The organism is Shewanella inventionis (genome assembly GCF_014641855.1).
Lineage (GTDB): Bacteria > Pseudomonadota > Gammaproteobacteria > Enterobacterales > Shewanellaceae > Shewanella > Shewanella inventionis.
The window spans coordinates 1-2,952 of the sequence record NZ_BMII01000086.1 but is presented as its reverse complement, the minus strand read 5'-3'; the positions used below and the strand labels follow the sequence as shown (position 1 = coordinate 2,952).

The following is a 2,952-nucleotide window of genomic DNA, read 5'->3' as shown; positions in this document are numbered from 1 at the left end:
CTAGGGATGACTCATCTTAGGGCTCGCTTCCCGCTTAGATGCTTTCAGCGGTTATCGATTCCGAACGTAGCTACCGGGCAATGCTATTGGCATAACAACCCGAACACCAGCGGTTCGTCCACTCCGGTCCTCTCGTACTAGGAGCAGCTCCCTTCAATCATCCAACGCCCACGGCAGATAGGGACCGAACTGTCTCACGACGTTCTGAACCCAGCTCGCGTACCACTTTAAATGGCGAACAGCCATACCCTTGGGACCGACTTCAGCCCCAGGATGTGATGAGCCGACATCGAGGTGCCAAACACCGCCGTCGATATGAACTCTTGGGCGGTATCAGCCTGTTATCCCCGGAGTACCTTTTATCCGTTGAGCGATGGCCCTTCCATTCAGAACCACCGGATCACTATGACCTACTTTCGTACCTGCTCGACGTGTATGTCTCGCAGTTAAGCTGGCTTATGCCATTGCACTAACCGTACGATGTCCGACCGTACTTAGCCAACCTTCGTGCTCCTCCGTTACTCTTTGGGAGGAGACCGCCCCAGTCAAACTACCCACCAGGCACTGTCCCTAACCCCGATAAGGGGTCCAGGTTAGAACATCAAAACTACAAGGGTGGTATTTCAAGGACGACTCCACTCAGACTAGCGTCCAAGCTTCAAAGTCTCCCACCTATCCTACACATGTAGGTTCAATGTTCAGTGCCAAGCTATAGTAAAGGTTCACGGGGTCTTTCCGTCTAGCCGCGGGTATACGGCATCTTCACCGCAATTTCAACTTCACTGAGTCTCGGCTGGAGACAGCGTGGCCATCATTACGCCATTCGTGCAGGTCGGAACTTACCCGACAAGGAATTTCGCTACCTTAGGACCGTTATAGTTACGGCCGCCGTTTACCGGGGCTTCGATCATGAGCTTCTCTTGCGATAACCCAATCAATTAACCTTCCGGCACCGGGCAGGCGTCACACCGTATACGTCATCTTGCGATTTTGCACAGTGCTGTGTTTTTGATAAACAGTTGCAGCCACCTGGTATCTGCGACTCCCAGCAGCTTAGAGAGCAAGTCTCATCACCGCCAGGAGCGTACCTTCTCCCGAAGTTACGGTACCATTTTGCCTAGTTCCTTCAGCCGAGTTCTCTCAAGCGCCTTGGTATTCTCTACCCGACCACCTGTGTCGGTTTGGGGTACGATTTCTACTAACCTGAAGCTTAGAAGATTTTCCTGGAAGCATGGCATCAACTACTTCATCACCTTAGTGACTCGTCATCAGCTCTCGGCATTACTCATTAAAGAGTGATTTCCCGGATTTGCCTAAGAAATCTACCTACCACCTTAAACGCGGACTACCAACGCCGCGCTAGCCTAGCCTTCTCCGTCTCTCCATCGCAGTTAGCAGAAGTACAGAAATATTAATCTGTTTCCCATCGATTACGCCTTTCGGCCTCACCTTAGGGGTCGACTCACCCTGCCCCGATTAACGTTGGACAGGAACCCTTGGTCTTTCGGCGAGGGAGTTTTTCACTCCCTTTATCGTTACTCATGTCAGCATTCGCACTTCTGATACGTCCAGTGTGGGTTACCCCTTCACCTTCAACCGCTTACAGAACGCTCCTCTACCGCGCACTTCTAATGAAATGCACCCGTAGCTTCGGTGGTATGTTTAGCCCCGTTAAATCTTCCGCGCAGGCCGACTCGACTAGTGAGCTATTACGCTTTCTTTAAATGATGGCTGCTTCTAAGCCAACATCCTAGCTGTCTAAGCCTTCCCACATCGTTTCCCACTTAACATACACTTTGGGACCTTAGCTGACGGTCTGGGTTGTTTCCCTTTTGACGACGGACGTTAGCACCCGCCGTCTGTCTCCCGAGTAGTACTCATTGGTATTCGGAGTTTGCAAAGGGTTGGTAAGTCGGGATGACCCCCTAGCCTTAACAGTGCTCTACCCCCAATGGTATTCGCTCGAGGCGCTACCTAAATAGCTTTCGAGGAGAACCAGATATCTCCCGGTTTGATTGGCCTTTCACCCCCAGCCACAAGTCATCCGCTCATTTTTCAACATAAGTCGGTTCGGTCCTCCAGTTGATGTTACTCAACCTTCAACCTGCCCATGGCTAGATCACCGGGTTTCGGGTCTACGCCTTGCAACTAAACGCGCAGTTAACACTCGGTTTCCCTACGGCTCCGCTATTCGCTTAACCTCGCTACAAAACGTAAGTCGCTGACCCATTATACAAAAGGTACGCAGTCACGGTCTCAAGTACCGCTCCCACTGCTTGTACGTATACGGTTTCAGGTTCTATTTCACTCCCCTCACAGGGGTTCTTTTCGCCTTTCCCTCACGGTACTGGTTCACTATCGGTCAGTCAGGAGTATTTAGCCTTGGAGGATGGTCCCCCCATATTCAAACAGGATGTCACGTGTCCCGCCTTACTCGTTTTCATCTATGGTTAGTTTTCATGTACGGGGCTATCACCCTGTGCCGCTGTGCTTTCCAACACATTCCACTAACACCCCATAGACTTAAGGGCTAATCCCCGTTCGCTCGCCGCTACTAGGGGAATCTCGGTTGATTTCTTTTCCTCTGGGTACTTAGATGTTTCAGTTCCCCAGGTTTGCCTCTTAACGCTATGTATTCACGTTAAGATACTCACTTATGTGAGTGGGTTCCCCCATTCGGACATCGTTAGCTCAAATGCTTGTTACTAGCTCGCCAACGCTTTTCGCAAGTTACTACGTCCTTCATCGCCTCTGACTGCCAAGGCATCCACCGTATACGCTTAGTCACTTAACCATACAACCCAAATGAGTTTCACTTGAGCTATATTGCAACTAGCTGGTTTTTACTTTGATAATTCATGCACTTTCGCACACGAAATCGCCTTAGTTTTAGAATATTCAAGACACTTAAACAGTGTTTTGAGAACTCAATGTTTAATACACCACCTTATA

Annotated in this window: 1 rRNA gene; it reads right to left on the bottom strand. The window is 50.1% G+C overall.

The features are described from left to right. Positions 1–2,794, bottom strand: a 23S ribosomal RNA gene (locus IEW93_RS21600); the annotation flags it as partial. Between the last annotated feature and the right edge of the window lie 158 nt (positions 2,795–2,952).